15 protein-coding genes and 1 riboswitch are annotated in these 18,384 nt (G+C 44.3%); of the genes, 7 read left to right on the top strand and 8 right to left on the bottom strand.

Translation table 11 applies throughout. The features are described 5' to 3' along the window. Window positions 1–117: 117 nt before the first annotated feature. Complete coding sequence (gene ribBA, locus PG901_RS05200) at window positions 118–1,230, top strand: bifunctional 3,4-dihydroxy-2-butanone-4-phosphate synthase/GTP cyclohydrolase II (RefSeq protein ID WP_201564333.1); 1,113 nt, start codon at window positions 118–120, stop codon at window positions 1,228–1,230. Window positions 1,231–1,400: 170 nt separating this feature from the next. On the opposite strand, the gene PG901_RS05195 is transcribed toward ribBA, so the two are convergent. The 6 genes from PG901_RS05195 to PG901_RS05170 all read right to left on the bottom strand — a co-directional run bounded on the left by PG901_RS05195 (window position 1,401) and on the right by PG901_RS05170 (window position 7,588). Continuing rightward, complete coding sequence (locus tag PG901_RS05195; protein WP_271133760.1) at window positions 1,401–1,892, bottom strand: acyl-CoA thioesterase; 492 nt, start codon at window positions 1,890–1,892, stop codon at window positions 1,401–1,403. Window positions 1,893–1,939: 47 nt separating this feature from the next. After that, on the bottom strand, window positions 1,940–2,896 hold the full coding sequence (locus tag PG901_RS05190) for a hypothetical protein (protein ID WP_271133759.1): 957 nt from the start codon (window positions 2,894–2,896) through the stop codon (window positions 1,940–1,942). A gap of 93 nt (window positions 2,897–2,989) precedes the next feature. Then, window positions 2,990–3,973: a uroporphyrinogen-III synthase gene (locus PG901_RS05185; RefSeq protein WP_271133758.1), complete on the bottom strand. Its 984-nt coding sequence runs from the start codon at window positions 3,971–3,973 to the stop codon at window positions 2,990–2,992. A 117-nt stretch (window positions 3,974–4,090) separates the two neighbouring features. Beyond that, window positions 4,091–5,116: a hydroxymethylbilane synthase gene (gene hemC, locus PG901_RS05180; RefSeq protein ID WP_271133757.1), complete on the bottom strand. Its 1,026-nt coding sequence runs from the start codon at window positions 5,114–5,116 to the stop codon at window positions 4,091–4,093. A 183-nt stretch (window positions 5,117–5,299) separates the two neighbouring features. Further along, window positions 5,300–6,037 carry a LytR/AlgR family response regulator transcription factor gene (locus PG901_RS05175; RefSeq protein WP_271133756.1) on the bottom strand — a complete coding sequence of 246 codons (738 nt, stop codon included), beginning with the start codon at window positions 6,035–6,037 and terminating at the stop codon, window positions 5,300–5,302. A 504-nt stretch (window positions 6,038–6,541) separates the two neighbouring features. Next, window positions 6,542–7,588 (bottom strand): sensor histidine kinase, encoded by a 1,047-nt coding sequence (locus tag PG901_RS05170; RefSeq protein ID WP_271133755.1) that lies wholly within the window; start codon window positions 7,586–7,588, stop codon window positions 6,542–6,544. Between the two features lie 218 nt (window positions 7,589–7,806). On the opposite strand from PG901_RS05170, the gene argH reads away from it, so the two are divergent. The 3 genes from argH to thiC all read left to right on the top strand — a co-directional run bounded on the left by argH (window position 7,807) and on the right by thiC (window position 12,348). Then, complete coding sequence (argH, locus tag PG901_RS05165) at window positions 7,807–9,180, top strand: argininosuccinate lyase (RefSeq protein WP_201564387.1); 1,374 nt, start codon at window positions 7,807–7,809, stop codon at window positions 9,178–9,180. 256 nt (window positions 9,181–9,436) lie between these two features. Continuing rightward, on the top strand, window positions 9,437–9,727 hold the full coding sequence (locus PG901_RS05160) for an oxidative damage protection protein (protein ID WP_271133754.1): 291 nt from the start codon (window positions 9,437–9,439) through the stop codon (window positions 9,725–9,727). 151 nt (window positions 9,728–9,878) lie between these two features. After that, window positions 9,879–10,003, top strand: a riboswitch (TPP riboswitch). 266 nt (window positions 10,004–10,269) lie between these two features. Next, window positions 10,270–12,348, top strand: coding sequence for a phosphomethylpyrimidine synthase ThiC (thiC, locus tag PG901_RS05155; RefSeq protein WP_271133753.1), 2,079 nt, complete (start codon window positions 10,270–10,272; stop codon window positions 12,346–12,348). Window positions 12,349–12,441: 93 nt separating this feature from the next. On the opposite strand, the gene PG901_RS05150 is transcribed toward thiC, so the two are convergent. Beyond that, the gene (locus PG901_RS05150) at window positions 12,442–13,332 is read right to left on the bottom strand and encodes a fructose bisphosphate aldolase (RefSeq protein WP_271133752.1); all 891 of its coding nucleotides are present in this window, start codon (window positions 13,330–13,332) and stop codon (window positions 12,442–12,444) included. Window positions 13,333–13,492: 160 nt separating this feature from the next. Next, entirely contained in the window at window positions 13,493–14,341 is an 849-nt protein-coding gene (locus PG901_RS05145) for an EamA/RhaT family transporter (RefSeq protein ID WP_271133751.1), read from the bottom strand. Between the two features lie 473 nt (window positions 14,342–14,814). Here PG901_RS05145 and PG901_RS05140 point away from each other — a divergent pair, with 473 nt between their 5' ends. From PG901_RS05140 to PG901_RS05130, 3 genes are all read left to right on the top strand, one after another. Continuing rightward, on the top strand, window positions 14,815–16,752 hold the full coding sequence (locus tag PG901_RS05140) for an ABC transporter ATP-binding protein (RefSeq protein WP_271133750.1): 1,938 nt from the start codon (window positions 14,815–14,817) through the stop codon (window positions 16,750–16,752). 79 nt (window positions 16,753–16,831) lie between these two features. Beyond that, on the top strand, window positions 16,832–17,734 hold the full coding sequence (locus PG901_RS05135; protein WP_271133749.1) for an alpha/beta fold hydrolase: 903 nt from the start codon (window positions 16,832–16,834) through the stop codon (window positions 17,732–17,734). A 24-nt stretch (window positions 17,735–17,758) separates the two neighbouring features. Beyond that, complete coding sequence (locus PG901_RS05130; protein ID WP_271133748.1) at window positions 17,759–18,376, top strand: alpha-ketoglutarate-dependent dioxygenase AlkB family protein; 618 nt, start codon at window positions 17,759–17,761, stop codon at window positions 18,374–18,376. Window positions 18,377–18,384 lie beyond the last annotated feature (8 nt).

Here is an 18,384-nt window from a genome sequence, read left to right as displayed (position 1 = left end):
AGCCATGCTTTGCTTTACCGCAACAGTGTTTTTGTCAATCTACTGCTACAATAGGCAGATGATGATGTATATCCCTAATTAAACCTATCTATAAATAATAAAATATTGAGACTTCCTATGAGTTTAAATACGATTCCTGAGATTATCGAAGATATTCGTGCTGGAAAAATGGTCATCTTAATGGATGACGAAGATCGTGAAAACGAAGGCGATATCATTATGGCAGCGACCCATGTGCGCCCTGATGATATTAACTTTATGATTACCCATGCGCGCGGTTTGGTTTGTTTGACCTTATCAGAAGCACGCTGTCAGCAGCTGGCACTGCCACTGATGTCAGACCGCAATGAGGCAAAATTTAGCACCAACTTTACCGTGTCTATTGAAGCCGCTGAAGGCGTGACGACGGGTATTTCTGCCGCTGACCGTGCGCGTACCATTCAAGCAGCGGTATCTTCTTCAGCAAAACCAGAAGATATCGTCCAGCCTGGGCATATTTTCCCAATCATGGCTCAAAATGGCGGTGTCCTTCATCGTGCCGGTCATACTGAAGCGGGTTGTGATTTAGCGCGCCTAGCAGGTCTGGAGCCAGCAGCGGTTATTGTTGAAATCATCAATGATGATGGGACGATGGCGCGCCGTGATGACCTTGAGATATTTGCCAAAGAGCATGGTATTAAAATCGGTACGATTGCAGACTTAATTAACTATCGCATTGCCAATGAACAAACGGTCGAAGAGATTGAATCACATCCGTTTGAGACCGAATACGGTACCTTTACCTTACATCGTTTCCGCGAATTTGGCGCTGACGAAACTCATTTAGCCTTGGTAAAAGGCGATGTGAGCGAAGGCGTTAGTACCGTTCGTGTCCATGGTTTCCATCCATTACGCGACTTATTTGCCGCTAAAAATGACACCACTGGTCGTAGCGGATGGAGCGTACGCTCAGCATTAGAAGAAATACAAGAATCAGAACGCGGCGTGCTGGTTTGGATTGGCAATCATCAGCCGATTGATTTAGGAGAGGCGCTTGATAAAGCCGCTGAAAATCAATCAATCTCAACCATTGCTCAGCAGCCGTATCGCAGCATTGGGGTTGGCGCACAGATTTTACGCCATTTAGGGGTTCGTGATATGCGCTTACTGTCATCACCGATGAAGTTTTATGCCTTGTCAGGGTTTGAGTTGAACGTCGTTGACTTTGTTCACGCGCCTAAGCAAAAATAAAGACCCACAGTAAAAGCTAGCAGTAGAAATAGAACAAAAAAGGCACGCTAATCATTTAGCGTGCCTTTTTTTATGAGTTTTTTATTGATTCTTTATTGATGATTACTGTTTTACCGTTATCATTTTAGTAGCATTTATAACCTACTAAATAAGCCGACTTTTTAAAGTTTTTAAAGCTCGGGCGTATGACCAACGCTTGCTTCTAATGCCACTAAGCGCTCACGCTCCTCATTGGTCCAAGGCAACTTATCCTTGCCATCACTGTCTAAACGGACAATGACCGCATCAGCGGTTGCGACAATCATCTTTTGGGCGCAGCTATAATAGCTATACTCGATTACTATGCTGGTATTACCCAAACGCTGACAACGCACGCCTAATAATAAGGTATCGGGATAAGTGACAGGGTGTAGATATTGGCAGCTTGATTGCGCTAAGACCGTGACCATACTGCCATCAAACATGCCAAGCGCCTGCAAATAGCCAATCCGTGCTGACTCCGCATAGCGATAAAACACTACGTTATTTAGATGGTTAAAGGCATCCATCTCACCCCAATGTATCGGCTGATGATGAATAATTGGATAGTGCGCCAACTCGTCAGGACGGGCATTACTTAAACTTTCATTACTTAACGCTGTATTTTTCTCAAAACTATTCATCACTAGCTTTCTCTTGTTTTTATCTTATAGAGTTTTAAAAAACACCATTAACGTTTAGGCTTATCTAAAATTTGCTTGGTTAATAATGGCGTAGGTTTTGGCGCATTGGCAATCAATCGATCTAGCCAGTCTATAACCTCGGTAATGTCATTAGGAGACGATTTGGTTTGTACCTTATCTTTATTAGCGGTTGTACTATTCGCTGTTGGAGAGGTTTTATTATTAGTAGATGTTGTTTGTGGCGTTGACGTTTGTGGTACTAGGGTTTGCAGCTGTTTGCGCGCTTGACGCAGATAGCCGACCAGCTGCTCTTTTTCACGCATATTGCTGGCTTGGGTGGCGAGATTCAATGTCATAATCACTTCGTGAATCATGAGCTGGCGACGCGTTAAGCTCATATTATTATCAAGGTTTTGAGTCAAATCGCTGGCATTAGCAGGATGTTCACGCTCGTAGCTGTGCAAAAACTCTTGGATATTTTGAATGGCTATATTTTGTAGCTGCCACGGACTCGGCTGTGAGCTTCTTGCCTGCAGGCGCTCAATATCCTTTGCCAAGCTTTGTTTAATCACCACAGTCAGCGCTGGGGCAATCTCATTACTGCTTTGGGACAATTGCCAATGCAGGCCACGTAATAATTCAATCGCCGCACTTTCGTTATTGTCTGCCAATAATCTATCAGCCGCTTGTATTTGAATACGTAATAAATCGAGCTGGTTTTGGGCTTGGCTACTGGCGGCGGTACGCGGTGCTGGCAAGGTTTGCTGACTCATAGCAAATATGCGATCATCCATCTCATTGAGGCGACTGACCACTTGCTCATTGCTTTGCAAACGCTCATTGACATTATGCTCAAAACGCTGCTGACTGATATAAAGCCACAGTAAAGCGGCGATAAGCAATAAAATCATTAACCATTGCAGGCGCACCAAAAACATATTTGCTTGCCGGCGCTGCTGAATAGCAGAAGGTTCCTGAGATAACGATTCAGAATTCATGGACATAAGGCAGCACCGTTAGTGATTGATAATTTTTAAGCAAATATAAAATAAGTAGATTAATAAAAGTCTGTGTTCTGGCTTACTCTGTTTTCTTACCTACATTGAATCCACTATTGGCGAATGGATTGCCGCAAGGATAGTGGCCGGCGCCAAATCTTCCACCCGCCAATAGCTTAACTGCTGACGCGCGACCATATTGGCTAAGCGCTCACCTAATACCACGTAAGCAAAATCATTAAGCTGCAGCGGTGAACCGGCTATTTTGTCTTTATTTGACTCTGAAGCTTTTGCGGCAACTGTCTTAACAATCGCTTCCCAATGCTCAAACGCCGTGCCACTACTGACAATCACGATGGGCTTTGGCTGTGCTACTGAGGTTGTCTGCTGCAAGGATTGTTGGGTAAGAAACTGCGTTTGCCATTGCTCATACTGCGTCATAGCATCGGCAGGCATTTTGCGCTCATACCAAGCGATGCTATCGATATGGACGCCGCGCGCCTGTAAGGTATCGACCAATAAGCGCCGCCCACCAAGCCCGCGCCATACCAAGAGCTTATCGCCAGCTTGGAGACTGTCAATTTCAGGCATGGCTAGCATACCTTCATTATTGGCAATTAACGGCTGCAATACTTGATAGCTTGATGCAGCCAACTTTGCATCATTTAACACCGCTGCGGTGGCTTCCCCAACCGCTATCAGATGACTTGGCGCTTCTAAACCTGTAAACCCTGTCTCTTTTTGCTGACTAGCATTTTCGCTAGATTTTTGAGCATGGCGCTCATGCTCAAGTGCTTGCCAAACAGCCAGCCCTGAAGCTGCTGCTGTCGGGCTCACGATAACGAGTGCTTGATAGTTACCTGCAAACCATTGGCGCATCAATCCCATATCCTGCTCGGTAGTTGGACGCGCCTCTAAGGTCAACATCGGCATATCAATCACTGACATCCCTGCTGCTTGTAAATGCTCGGTCAGCGGTGCGGCACGCTCAACTGGGCGCGTATTGATGACAACCTGCGGCAGCAATACTGGCTTATCAATAGGTTGATTCGAATCAGTGGACTTCGGTGATGACCAAGACATAAACATACCGTGACAAAAGGCTTAGGAAGAAAGGACGCTTAATCATAGAACCATCTAAATAAAGATAGCACTATGATTGAGATGACAATAATAGTTAAACATTATTAAATATAGATGCTATTTAGGATTATAAATGGCTGATAAAATATCACCAGCACCGATGGCTAGTAGCATTTCAGCGACGTCAATACCTAGCTGGTTGGCTTGCGCTTCTTGTTCAGCTTGGCTGCCGCTTAAAGTCAGGCGTTTATCAGCTTTGAGCAGCTCGCTACCGTCTTCTTGACCGACGCGGCCACGTAGCCATAAGCTATCACCGGCATCATTATTGCCGTTTTGGCTATCGCTATCGTCGTCTGCATCAGCCATTTGCAATACTGCATAAGCCGCAATCGGTACTTGGCAGCCACCTTGTAAATGACGGTTTAGCGCGCGCTCAGCGATGAGGCGGATACGAGCTTTATCATCATTTAACGGTGCTAGTAATTTTAGAACCTCATCATCGCCTTCACGGCATTCAATCGCTAGAGCACCTTGTCCGACCGCTGGCAAGCAAATATCAATATCCAACTCACTGCGAATGCGCTCATCAAGCTCAATACGCTGCAAACCACTGGTGGCCAAAATAATGGCGTCATACTCGCCCGCATCAAGCTTCCCTAAGCGCGTACCGACGTTGCCGCGCAGGGTCTTAATTTGCAAATCAGGACGATAGGCCTTGATTTGGCATTGGCGACGTAGACTTGCGGTACCGACTACCGCACCTTGTGGCAACTCATCGATACTATGATAAGTGTTAGAAACAAAGGCGTCAGTTGGCGAGGCACGTTTACAATAGACACCCAGCGTCAAGCCTTCTGGCAATTCCATCGGTACGTCTTTTAAAGAATGCACCGCAATATCGGCCTGCTTGTCATACAATGCTTGCTCAAGCTCTTTAACGAACAAACCCTTGCCGCCAATTTTTGCCAGTGGCGTATCTAAAATCTTATCCCCTTTAGTGACAATCTTTAGCAGGTTAATCGTCAGCTCAGGATATAGCGCCAGTAGGCGGTCACGGATATGCTCAGCTTGCCATAATGCCAATGGGCTTTGGCGGGTGGCGATATTTAAGGTAGTCAAAGCAGGTGGCTGCATGGTGCTCATAAAAGGCCTCAATAAGTTCGATACTAGAATGTCAGTGCGCAACAATAATGCAAATTTGGCACCCAAAACGGGCGCTACAAACGATATATAAAGCAGAATGATGCAAAAAAATACCCCTATTTAAGCATAAATAAGGGTTTGATGATATGGCATGATTATGTCAACAGCATGAAGCCCTTATCACTACATGCTTTGAATCTTTTCACGGAGTGCCGGTAGATGGCGACGACTGACTGCTAGCGTCTCATCAATCCCTTTAAAGTGCAGTTGAAACTGTCCTGCATCTAAGGCTTCTAAAAAATATAGATATTTGATATTGATAATCGCGTTACGATGCACGCGAAAAAGCCTGTCTTCAAACTCTTGCTCAAGCTCTTTTAGGGTGTCATCAATGAGGACAACGCCTTCTTTATGGCGTACTTTGACGTATTTTTGATCGGCAGTAAAGTAGTAGATATCTTTGAGCTCAATCAGCTCAACCCCGCGGTGGGTACGCGCTGCGATATGTTCACGCACTGGACGGGCAGTTGGGTTTTCGAGTTTGCGAATCTCATTTAATTGCGCGGCATTGAGATTGGTGGCTTTATGCAGTGCTTCTAGCAACTCATCTTTATTGGCTGGTTTTAATAAATAACCAATGGCATTGGCTTTTAACGCTGCAATCGCATAATGGTCGTAAGCCGTTACAAAGATGATGGCGGGTGGATGATTCAGCTTCGCAAGCTCTTGGGCACACTCAACCCCATCCATCTCAGGCATACGAATATCGAGCAGTATGATGTCCGGCTGCTGAGATTTTACGGCAATAATGGCCTCGATGCCCGTCTTTGCTTGGGCAACCACCTCATGACCTGATTCTTGGACAATCCTAACCAAACGTTCACGGGCTAATGGCTCATCATCACAAACAACAATCCGCATGCAAACTCCTTTATAAGTGCAGACTTAACAATCTTTAATAGTATTTATCATATATCAGCATTTATTAGGATTTATCATCATTTAAAGCTCACCACTTAGCAAAAAATACCATACGCCTTTTAGCAAAGGCAATGCACCCTACTTCAGTTATAAACCAACCGTCCCATTTCTGCAAGCCACCAATAGCGCTTGAGCGTTTCAACGCCATTTTTAGCATTTAAGCACTGTTAATATTTAAGCATTGGTAATATTTAAGCATTGGTAATATTTAAGCATTGGTAATATTTAAGCATTGGTAATAGTTAAGCATTGGTAATAGTTAAGCATTGGTAATAGTTAAGTACTGTTGATTTTAAAAGCTGCTAATTTTAAAAACTGGTGAGTTTAAAAACTGATAATAATCATCAACAATATGATAAACAGTGCAATAAATATGCCACGCTACCCGCCTACGATTGCTGGTTTATTATGACCAACCAAAGAAAGCGCTTTCAAAAGCAAAGATTATAAACTGACATCTTGGAGCGGGTAATGAATAATAGTAATAATTTGTTTACTCGTCACGCGGCTTTGGATATCTGCGCTGTCGCCAAAATAAGCTCGCAGACGTTCTGCTTGAATATAAAAATCCATGTGCTGGCGTAAGTCATGGTTAATCATCAAGGTTTTTTTAGGCAGCTGCACGCTAATGGTAATCTCGACGCGATGCTGCAGCCAACTGACTTTAATATCGATATAAATGGTGTCGGTGGTCATCCTAATGACGTTAACCAACATTTTTTCAATCACGCTTTGTAAAGTCAAAGCAGTGATGACCATGTCATACATAACATCTTCGTCAGGTAGCCGCCAGTTTACTGCCAGTTTGTCCTCCAAGCGGATAGACTCAATGGCCAAATAATGCTCACAAAGGGCAATCTCTTCTTCAAAGCTAATCTCACGCGCACCATTAAAACTGGCACGGAATAACGCTGAAACGTGCTGCAATAAGTAAGCGGCGCGGGTTGGGTTGGTTTCAATCAGCGACATCAGGGTATTAATGGTATTAAAAAAGAAATGCGGCGCTAAGCGAGCTTTTAATATATCGTTTTGGGCGCTCAATTTTTGCTCAAATGATTGCTTCAGCGCATTCAGCTCACGGTAGCGCCGTAAAAAAATTAGCAAAGTGGCAATAGTAAAACCGGCGGTAATGACGGTATTAAACACCACCGTTGAGACAAAGACGCGAATACTATAATCAAACCAACCAAAATTTATCATAATCAGTAGGACCAACATCATGGTCACTGCTGTGGCGCTCGTTAAGATAAGCAAGACATAGATGCTGGCTGTTGAGACGCTTAAACGCTTTAATATAGGGCGCAGATAATCAATTAAATAAAAAGAAGGTATCAAGGTTAAGCTGGTCTGGATAAACCTTGCGATAAATTTGATGATAAATTGCGCTTGGTTGGCCACACTATGGCGATCGACTATCGCTACAAACAGTGACCAAAAAAAGATTGCCAGTAGCCACTGCCAAGCCTTCATGATTTCCATGAGCTTGGGCATAAAAAACTCTAAGCGCTCCGCTAGTAAGGCAACCTCATCATTTGCTATACTTGAGTTCTTATTCTCTTGACTTGTCTTGTACCGATATGAACGCCAATTCTTCAAATAGTAATAATCCCGATTCAAATAAAAATCCAGCTGTTTCTGATTCTAGCACAGAAGCTTCTCCAACAAATACTGCCGCAGCGCAAAGCCCTACCAGTAGTCAGGGTCAGCAGATGTGGGGCGGTCGCTTTAGTGAAGCGACGGACAGCTTTGTCGCCGCCTTTACCGCTTCTGTCGGCTTTGACCAACGCTTTGCCCGCCACGATATTCAAGGCTCAATTGCGCACGCCACCATGCTTAAAGAGTGTGGCATCTTAAGCGCTGACGACGTTGCGACCATTATCGATGGTCTACAACAAGTGTTACGCGAGATTGAAGCCGGCGAGTTTAACTGGTCTATCGCGCTTGAAGACGTGCACATGAACGTCGAATCACGCTTAACTGATATTGTCGGCGCGGTAGGTAAAAAATTGCATACTGGCCGTAGCCGTAACGATCAGGTTGCGACCGATATTCGTCTTTGGTTGCGTGAAGAAACCGATAATATCATCGCGCTATTGGTACGTTTGCAAAGCGGCTTGCTAGATTTGGCGGAACAGCACACTGATACCATCATGCCAGGTTTTACCCATCTGCAAACCGCGCAGCCCGTCAGCTTCGGTCATCACGTGATGGCATGGTTTGAGATGTTATACCGCGATACCGAGCGTCTTGTCGATGCGCGCCGCCGTATCAATCAGATGCCGCTTGGTAGCGCCGCCCTTGCTGGCACGACTTTCCCTATCGATCGTACCATCACTGCCAAGTTGCTAGGTTTCGAAGGTATTTGCCAAAACTCACTCGATGCGGTCTCAGACCGTGATTTTGCTATTGAGTTTACCTCTGCCGCATCTATCCTTATGATGCATATGTCACGTATGAGCGAAGAGATTATCCTATGGATGTCAGCGCAATTTAACTTTGTGCAAATCCCTGATCGCTTCTGTACTGGCTCATCTATCATGCCGCAAAAGAAAAACCCTGACGTACCAGAACTGGTGCGCGGTAAAGCAGCGCGCGTCTTTGGGCAATTGATGACATTGTTAAGCCTGATGAAAAGTCAGCCGCTTGCTTATAATAAAGACAACCAAGAAGACAAAGAGCCGCTCTTTGATTGCGTTGACACCTTGACCGGTTCGTTACTCGCCTTTGCTGATATGCTACCGAACATCACACCAAATAAAGAAAATATGCGCGCTGCAACCATGAAAGGCTATGCAACAGCCACCGATTTGGCTGATTATTTGGTTCGCCGCGGTGTGGCTTTCCGTGATGCCCATGAAGTGGTCGGCAATGCCGTTGCTTTGGGTATCAAAGAAGGCGTTGATTTAAGTGACTTATCACTGGCGCAGCTACAGCAATTTAGCGATGCGATTGGCGATGATGTTTTTGAGTATCTAACGCTAGAAGGTTCATTAGCCGCCCGTGACCATTTAGGTGGTACCGCGCCAAATCAGGTTAAACAAGCAGTCGTTAATGGTCGTGCGCGCCTAAAAGTATTTGCGTAAAGCTAGCAGCGCCATACAAGGTTTAATCACAGTATTAGCCCATGCATAAAAATACCCGCATCAATCGCGGGTATTTTTATGCAGATAGTTTTATAAATATGGTTTTATAAATATCGTTATGAACATCAGTAACTATATGGGCTGTTACCTTCTCTACACCTGATATCCTTGGCTAAATCTTAGAAGACCGTTATCATAGGTCAATACCAATAATTCATTTAATAATTTAATACCATTAACTAATAAGGATTGCTTTATGACTGAGACTTTTAATCCACAAGCCAATACCGTCTTTTGCCGCAAATATAAGCAAGAATTACCAAAAATGCCGCATCCGCCTTTTCCTAGTAAAAAAGGTCAAGAGCTGCAAGAAACTGTCTCGGACAAAGCATGGAAAGAGTGGCTTGAGCAGCAAACCATGCTGATTAACGAAAACCATCTCAGCATGCTAGACCCTGCAGCCAAAAAGTTCTTAACCGAGCAACGTGAGAAGTTCTTAGATAACGAAGACTATGAGCGTGCGCAGGGCTGGACACCAGAAAAATAATGCGCATGATGGTTGTTATTAATTGAAGGAACTGTCATTGATTAAAAGACAGTTACTAAATTAAAAATATCAAAACTGCCTCTCAACTAACAAACGGCAAATGACTAGGCAGCACCCTTATAGTTTGTTAGTATGAGACTGATTCACAACACTGACAGACTCGGGGTGCGGTGTATGACAAGCTTACTTTCTAAGCTTTTTAATACATTCGCTGAGAGATCACCCGCCGAACCTGATGCGGTTAGTACCGACGCAGGGAAGTCTTAAGCCTATGTTACAACTGTACAAAAGGCGCGCAGAAATGCCTTTTTATTATTGCCCATATCTTATGTCTGACGGCGTTTTTACGCTGCTGTATGGCAATAATAAAAAGCTGCGCCTACCAATTATCTAAAAAACGGCATTAGATTGAGTTTCAATGAAAGTTGAATTTAATCATAGTGCACGTGTTTGATGATTGAATTTGTCTGTCTTACATAGTCTTGCCCCGCAGCTACTGGCGGTGTTGCTTTTATTCAAAAACCAACACGCTAGGACAGCATATGACTACTTCAGATTTACAAACAACCCAAACCCCTTCGACCCCTGTTACTAAAACTGTCGATAAAAAAGCCGACGTCCTAAAAACGCCTGCCCATCGCAACCAAAAAGATGCCCGTTTCGAAGAAGACGCCCGCGACTTACACCGTATTCTCCCCGCTTCCAAAAAAATCTATATCGAAGGTTCAAGACCCGATATTCAAGTACCGATGCGCGAGATTAGCTTAGCAGATACCCCTGTTGGCGGTGCCGGCGCTAATGAAGGCGAGCACAATCCTCCATTTTATGTCTATGACACCTCAGGCGTTTATACCGATCCTAATGTCGATATCGACTTGACCAAAGGTTTGCCTAAATTACGTGAAGGTTGGATAGCTGAGCGCGGTGATACCGAACAGTTAGATGGTTTATCAAGCTCATACGGACAAGCGCGTGCCCGCGATATCAGTACCGCTAACTTAAGATTTGCTCATATTGATAAGCCGCGCCGTGCTAAAGATATCAATGGCAAAGCTGGTAACGTCACACAAATGTACTATGCACGTCGCGGTATTATCACTCCTGAGATGGAATATATCGCCATTCGCGAAACGCAAAAGCAGCATGCACTGACCGATATGCGCCAACACGAAGGCGAAAGCTTTGGTGCCAATACGCCAAAAATTATCACCCCTGAATTTGTCCGTGATGAAGTGGCTGCTGGTCGCGCAATTATTCCAAATAACATCAATCATCCTGAATCCGAGCCGATGATTATTGGACGCAATTTTTTGGTCAAAATTAATGCCAATATTGGTAACTCAGCGCTGGGTTCTTCTATCGATGAAGAAGTGTCAAAAATGACGTGGGCAACGCGCTGGGGCGCAGATACCATTATGGATTTATCGACGGGCAATCATATCCATGAAACCCGTGAATGGTTGATTCGTAACTCGCCAGTCCCAATCGGTACCGTACCGATTTATCAAGCACTAGAAAAAGTCGATGGCGTTGCAGAAGACCTGACATGGGAGATATTCCGCGACACGCTTATCGAGCAAGCGGAACAAGGCGTTGATTACTTTACTATTCACGCCGGCGTGCTCCTCCGTTATGTACCGCTAACGGCTGGACGCCTAACTGGTATTGTCTCGCGTGGTGGCTCTATCATGGCGCAGTGGTGTTTGGCTCATCATAAAGAAAGCTTTTTATACACCCACTTTGAAGATATCTGCGAGATTATGAAGCAGTATGATGTGGCATTTAGTCTGGGTGATGGTCTACGTCCGGGTTGTTTGCAAGACGCCAATGACGAAGCGCAATTTGGCGAGCTGCATACCCTTGGCGAGCTAACCAAAGTCGCTTGGAAGCACGATGTACAGGTGATGATTGAAGGTCCTGGGCACGTAGCGATGAACCGTATTAAAGAAAATATGGACTTGCAGCTTGAGCTATGTGCTGACGCCCCCTTTTATACCCTAGGACCTTTGACGACTGATATCGCTCCCGGTTATGACCATATCACCAGCGCCATTGGCGCGGCGATGATTGGCTGGTTTGGTACGGCAATGCTTTGCTATGTGACGCCAAAAGAGCATTTAGGTCTGCCAAATAAAAAGGACGTCAAAGACGGCATTATCACTTATAAAATTGCTGCTCATGCTGCTGACCTTGCTAAAGGTCATCCGGGTGCACAGGCGCGTGATAATGCTTTGTCCAAAGCCCGTTTTGAGTTCCGCTGGGATGATCAGTTTAATCTGGCCCTTGATCCTGATACCGCGCGTGAATATCATGACGAAACCTTGCCAAAAGACGCCCATAAATCGGCGCACTTTTGCTCGATGTGTGGACCAAAGTTTTGCTCAATGAAAATCACCCAAAACGTGCGTGAATATGCAGCAGGATTAGATAAAGATGCCGCTAATAAACAAGTCACCCCGCATACGGGCGATTTAACTAATGCAGGTCATGTCATCAAAGAAGTGGATACTGAGCTGGTTGGACAAGTAGGCGAAGCCAGCCTCGATGAGATTCATAAAGGTATGGCAGAAATGAGCGAAAAATATCATAAAGAAGGTCGTCAGCTATATAAAGAAGTTTAACCACTTAGCATTAACCTTTAGCTTATAAAAAAAGCGCTACTCATTGGTAGCGCTTTTTTATTTTAAACATACCCTGTCTTGTAGAAGATTAAGCTAAATCTTTGACGCCTCGTAAATCTCTTCAATAGAAGCATTGATAGTACTAGCAAACTCTTCGTCACTTTGTTGCTTGCTTAAACCTTCGGTAAAGGCACGCGAGAAACTGGCAATCATACCGGGGTTTTGCTTGAGCTTTTCGCAGGCATCATAACGACTATAACCACCAGACAATGCCACCACTTTTAGTACTTTTGGATGGTCAACCAACTCTTGATAAAAGCCCTCTTCTTCTGGCAAGGTCAGTTTTAGCATCACTTGATGACCGTCGTTTAAGCGCTCAAGATTATGCAAAATACTGGTTTTAAGGATGATTTCGCAATCATGTTTTTTGCTACTGTTGATATCTACTTCAGGCTCAACAATAGGCATTAAACCTTTAGAGATAATCTGTTTTGCCACATCAAACTGCTGCTGTACCACTAGCTCAATCCCATCGACACTTGGCTCATAAATGACTGAACGCATTTTGGTACCAAATACCGGATAGTTTTTAGCTTTGTCCAATAAAGCATCTAGATTAGGTATCGGGCGCATCACTTGCACGCCATCCATGTGCTCAGCCAAGCCCTTATCTACCTTTAAAAAAGGTACGATATTTTTATCTTCCCATAAATAGTTGGCGGTTGGCTTGCCATTGACCTCGCGCTCCATCGTATCTTCAAATAAAATCGCGCCAAGGACACGCTCATTATCAAAAGCATCACAAGTCATGATACGGGCGCGCATCTCATGTACCAAGTCAAACATGGCTTCATCGTTGTCATAAGCATCGCCGCTAACGCCGTAATTTTCTAGCGCTTTTGGCGTACTGCCACCGCTTTGATCAAGGGCGGCGATAAAACCTGAACCATTTTTGATACGCTGTAATTGTTTTTCGTATTCCATTGAGTAGATATCCTATCCTAATTAATAAGGGTCAAACATTATTATAATAAATCAATCAGCCCGCAGCTAACGTGAGCTTGACTATAAATAACCTTAACATAGGACATCGCGCGTGCCTATCGTTGATAAGTTAAAATTTTGCTCATTTAAACGCTCGAAGTTAAACCAAAAACAATACTGCCACACAGCAAATTGCCAATAATAAACCGACGATATTGATACGATTAAGCTGCTCTTTAAACACACCGACGCCTATCAACGTTGCCACCGCAATCACACCGACGTTCATACCCGTAAAGACGATGCTTGGCGACTCAGACAATACTTGATGGGCACGGACATAAGCATAGATATTGCCCATATTTAGCGCGCCAAGTAATAATCCTGCGCTAAGAGCATTACCCTGCCAGCGTACGCGCGTAATGAGTAAATAAACGAACAGCAGCAATCCTGCCAACCCAAACGTCACAAATAAGGTTAAAGGAAATGCCGCCCCTTGCTTGGCCACTTGTTTAAATAAGATATCAATAACGCCATAACCTAGCCAAACGCCAAACAGCCACAGCGGCGTCTGCTTTGCTTGGGTATTTATAAGCCCATGCTGCGGGCGATAGACCAAAGCAGCAAGTGCCAAAAACCCTAATGCTAGCCCAAGGACTCGCGTACCTGTCAGCACTTCGCCAAATAATAAAAAAGCGGCAACGATAGGAATGATAAGCGATAAACGCTGAGCGGCATCGGTTGCGACCATACCAACCGATTCAATCGCGCGCCCAAGGATAATAAATACCGCCGGCAATAAAACCCCAAGCGCAATAATGATGCCCCATGCATTACCAAGTGCGCCGATGCCACTGACATCTGGTTTTAATAACACCCAAGTTAATAAAAATGCCACGGGATATCCCGCCACGATGGTTTGGCGAATATCGATATTTTTTTGGCGTAGTATTTTTAAAAGTACGGAAACAGCGACGCTACAGAGCACCGCTATTATGAGATACATCATTAAGGTCATCCTTGTTAAATTATAATCTGGCGTGTTTATTACTGGCATTTAAGACAGCTATCAGTATCGCCTTTATTCTTTAATATTTTACTTTTAAGCTTCCACTGACCTTTAACTATTAGTTAGTGCTTAGAAAAAAACTGCTAAATCAAATGAAACCCTAGAATGTAACAAAATATTTCTTATACAGCAATCTATTTATCTTATCGAGTTTTAGTATTGTTTATTTAATATGGATAACTCATGCTCGATACAGTCATAAAGAATCGGCAAAACCGTCAAGACAAATCACCATGTCAATAATTAAGATAGAGTTGAGTATTAGCGATACCCTGCAGCTTACAATTAGCATGCAGCCATCAGAGCGAAGTTTGTTAAAATAACCAACAATCCTAATCACAAAAGTAAAGATTCAAGATAGCACCTTATCGTGCTTATTTTGGCGTACTGCTATTGATGCTTTATCACTGCCTATGAATGCTCTATTTCGTTTCTTTGAAACTCGTCTGCCCGCCTTTCCCGATACGCCTATGCCGCTGCCATCCCCAAGTGATGGCATGCTAAAGTTTTTGTGGGCCTGTACCAAAGGTCTGCGTGGTTGGCTATTGCTGTTTATGATTTTGTCTGCCGGTATCGGTATCTACGAGGCCATGCTATTTGCCTGGATTGGCAATATCGTCGATTGGCTTGGGGTATATACCCCGCAAAATCTGTGGACAGAAAAAGGCGATGTGCTGCTCATGATGTTGGCCGTGATGATTGTCAGCCCACTATGGATTGCCTTGTCATCGTTTATTCATTTTCAAACCTTGCAAGGCGTTTTTCCGATGCAAATGCGCTGGCGTTTTCATCAGCGCATGCTTGGGCAATCGATGCAGTTTTATCAAGACGAATTCTCTGGTCGCGTATCGGCTAAGGTGATGCAAACGGCGTTGGCGGTGCGTGATACCGTGATGACGGTCACCGATATGTTTATGTATGTCGCCGTCTACTTTATTACCACCGGTGTGATTTTATTTAATTTAGACAGCTTGTTATTAATCCCATTTATCGCTTGGTTTGTCTTAGTTTGGTTGGCGATGTGGTACTTTATTCCCAAACTGAAACAAACGGCGATTGTACAAGCCGATGCCCGTGCTTTGATGACGGGGCGCATAACCGATGCTTATGCCAATATTATGACTGTGAAGCTATTTAGTCATTCGCGCCGTGAACTTGGTTATGCCAAAAATGCCATGGGGCAGTTTTTAGGTACGGTCCATGCACAGATGCGCTGGGTCAGTTATTTAGAAGTATCGACTCATTTAATCAGTGTGGTTTTGGTCAGCTCGACTGCTGGTATCAGCTTATATTTATGGCAACAAGGCGCGGTCGGTGTTGGGGCAATTGCTGCAGCGACGGCGATGGCACTGCGTTTAAACGGTCTGACGCGCTGGATTATGTGGCAAACTGCCAGTTTGTTTGAAAGTATTGGTACGGTACAAGACGGTATGCGCACTCTATCAGCGCCGCAAACCATCGTTGATAAACCAAACGCGCCCGCACTTAAAGTTACCGAGGGTCGTATCGTCTTTGACCATGTTGATTTTAGTTATGAAGGCGAAGACGATGATACAGGTTTAAATACGCATAAATTAGCCAAGCGTCTTGATAACGTTAATGGCGATGACACCGACTTAGCGAATAATACTTCATACGCCAAGCTACTAGATAATTTTTACTTAGATATCAAACCGGGTGAGAAAATCGGTTTGGTTGGGCGTTCTGGTGCGGGTAAATCAACCTTGGTCAATCTGCTGCTACGTTTTTTTGATGTTGATAAAGGTAAGGTCTATATCGATGGGCAAGCGATTGATGAAGTTACCCAAGAATCGTTACGTCAGCAAATCGGTATGGTTACCCAAGATACCTCATTATTGCATCGCACCGTCCGTGAAAACATCGCCTACGGTCGTCCTGACGCAACCGATGAGGAAATCATTACGGCTGCTAAGCAAGCACAGGCATGGGACTTTATCGAAGGCTTGTATGATGATAAGGGCAATACCGGTCTTGATACCCAAGTCGGCGAGCGTGGCGTTAAGCTGTCTGGCGGTCAACGTCAGCGCATTGCTATCTCGCGCGTGATGCTTAAAAACGCCCCGATTTTACTGTTAGATGAAGCGACCAGTGCGCTTGATTCTGAGATTGAATTTGCCATTACTGAAAGCCTAAATGACATCATGACGGGCAAAACCGTTATTGCGATTGCCCATAGACTATCTACCATTGCCGCCCTTGATAGACTGGTCGTCATGGATAAAGGGCATATCATCGAGCAAGGCAGCCATGATGAGCTATTGGCATTAAATGGCGTTTATGCACGCTTATGGCAGCGTCAAAGTGGTGGCTTCTTAGGCGAAGACAGCTAATAAGAATTCTATGACAAAAGCTAATGATAGAAGTTAATAATAAAGGTTAAAAAAACCGTCACAAGGAAGTTTTATTCTTATGGAAGTATTTACCAAGCGTATTAATATCGATGGCAAACAAGCACGCTATTATGACTTGCAGCCGCTGAATCATTTAGCGAATCAAGCAGAAAAATCGAACGAACTTAAACGTCCGTCAGCCCATTTTTATGGCGGCAATAGTTTCACCGTTGGTACTTATGCGCCCTTATTAAATGAGTTGGCAACGGATTTTGATTTATTGGCGCTGGCGCTACGTGGCTATTGGTATGACAAACCGCAAGCGCCGCGTCTGACCCGTGAGCAAGATGCCGATATACTGATTGAGTTTTTAGAGAAAACCCAAGACGCGCCTATCGTTGGTATTGGGCATTCACAAGGGGCGACCGCCACCGCCATGGCAGCGGCCAAACGCCCTGAGCTATTCTCACAGCTATATCTTATTGAGCCTGTCACCTTTACTAAAAAGCAAGCGACACTTTATAACTTGCTGCCACGTCAATTTTTGCTAAGCCGTGAACCCTTTAAAAGCACGCTAACCAAGCAATCTACTTGGGCAAGTATCGATGATTACTATGAGAGTTTACGCGCGCAACGGGCTTATAAACGTATCAGTGATGAGCATCTAAAGGTGTTTGCTGAGCAAAGCTTGTCTGCTAACGATGCTGGCAGCTATAGCTTGATGTTCGCCCCCGAGCAAGAGCTTGCCAATTATTTTGGTGCGCCCCATATCGATGCCGCATTAAAAAAACTTAGCTGTCCTTATACCTTAATCACGGGCAAACCGACCTTATTTATCAATAATAAAGTACGCAAACAATGGCAAAAATTTGTCCCTGATGGCAGCGTTATCTCCTTGCCAGACTACGGTCATCTATTACCGATGGAAGCGCCTGAATTGTGTGCGCAGATTATCAATGAACATTATAAGAGCGCTAAATAAGCTGAGCGATGTGAGATGTGAGTTATGACTGACCTTTTTGCGCCTGCGCCGACTGATAACTTATTGCCTTATGATGGCAAGGTAAATGATTTAGGCGGCGTGATTGATTACCCAAGTGCCTTATATTATGCCTTATTAACGACGCTACCTTGGCAGCCTGATATCGTAACGCTATTTGGCAAGACGCATGTCACCACTCGTCAAATAGTATGGATGGGCGACAGTGATGCCAGTTATCAATACTCGGGGCACACGCGTCAAGCGATTGCATGGACAGACTCAGTGTTTCATGTGAAACATCATATTGAGCAGCAACTATTAAAAATCGGTATTAACGCAGAATTTAATTCTTGTTTGCTCAATTACTATCCATCTGGCGATGACGGTATGGGCTATCATGCAGACGATGAAAAAGAGCTTGGTCATCAGCCCGTTATTGCCTCTTTGTCACTGGGTGCCACGCGCAAGTTTGTCTTTAAGCATAAAAAAACTCAAGATAAAGTCGAGCTTTATCTTGAGTCCGGTCAGCTTATCGTCATGCATGGTGCTACGCAACAATATTGGAAGCATAGCATTACTAAAACCAAAACAGTCGATGAAGGGCGTATTAGCTTAACCTTTCGGCAAATGGCATTAAATTAAGCAAGTTT

Origin of the sequence: Psychrobacter sp. ANT_H3, from assembly GCF_027919975.1 — a bacterium.
Classification (GTDB): domain Bacteria; phylum Pseudomonadota; class Gammaproteobacteria; order Pseudomonadales; family Moraxellaceae; genus Psychrobacter; species Psychrobacter maritimus.
This window is presented reverse-complemented; position numbering and strand designations above follow the sequence as displayed.